Source organism: Variovorax sp. Soil_C_12, assembly GCF_057657375.1.
In genome coordinates, this window is record NZ_JBDGIO010000041.1 from 1 (window position 1) to 1192 (window position 1192).

Sequence of the window (1192 nt, forward strand, 5' to 3'; positions counted from 1 at the left end):
GAAAATGGCAAAAGGAAAATTCACCCGCACGAAGCCGCACGTGAACGTGGGCACGATCGGTCACGTGGACCACGGCAAGACCACCCTGACGGCGGCCATTGCGACCGTGCTGTCGGCCAAGTTCGGCGGTGAAGCCAAGGCCTACGACCAGATCGACGCGGCGCCTGAAGAAAAAGCGCGCGGCATCACCATCAACACCGCGCACGTCGAGTACGAGACGGCCAACCGCCACTACGCCCACGTCGACTGCCCCGGCCACGCCGACTACGTCAAGAACATGATCACCGGCGCCGCCCAGATGGACGGTGCCATCCTCGTGTGCTCCGCTGCCGACGGCCCCATGCCCCAGACCCGCGAGCACATCCTGCTGGCGCGCCAGGTGGGTGTGGGCTACATCATCGTCTACCTGAACAAGTGCGACATGGTCGACGACAAGGAGCTGCTGGAGCTCGTCGAGATGGAAGTGCGCGAGCTGCTCGACAAGTACGAGTTCCCCGGTGACGACACCCCCATCATCCACGGCTCGGCCAAGCTGGCCCTGGAAGGCGACAAGGGCGAGCTCGGCGAAGGCTCCATCATGAAGCTGGCCGAGGCCCTGGACACCTACATCCCCACGCCCGAGCGCGCCGTGGACGGCACCTTCCTCATGCCCGTGGAAGACGTCTTCTCCATCTCCGGCCGCGGCACCGTGGTGACCGGCGCCGTCGAGCGCGGTGTCATCAAGGTCGGCGAGGAAATCGAGATCGTCGGCATCCGCCCGACCCAGAAGACCACCTGCACCGGCGTGGAAATGTTCCGCAAGCTGCTCGACCAGGGCCAGGCCGGCGACAACGTCGGCGTGCTGCTGCGCGGCACCAAGCGCGAAGAAGTCGAGCGCGGCCAGGTGCTGTGCAAGCCGGGCTCCATCAAGCCCCACACTCACTTCACCGCCGAGGTGTACGTGCTGAGCAAGGACGAGGGCGGGCGTCACACGCCGTTCTTCAACAACTACCGTCCGCAGTTCTACTTCCGCACCACCGACGTGACCGGTGCGATCGAGCTGCCCACGGACAAGGAGATGGTCATGCCCGGCGACAACGTGTCCATCACGGTGAAGCTGATCAACCCCATCGCCATGGAAGAAGGCCTGCGCTTCGCCATCCGCGAGGGCGGCCGCACCGTGGGCTCGGGCGTCGTGGCGAAGATCCTCGAC

At 65.4% G+C, this 1192-nt stretch carries 1 protein-coding gene; it reads left to right on the forward strand.

The window, feature by feature from the left end; all coding sequences use genetic code 11:
• Positions 1-4 precede the first annotated feature (4 nt).
• Positions 5-1192: elongation factor Tu (tuf, locus tag AC3A6X_RS36370; protein WP_487846711.1), on the forward strand; the 1188-nt coding region annotated here is incomplete at its 3' end.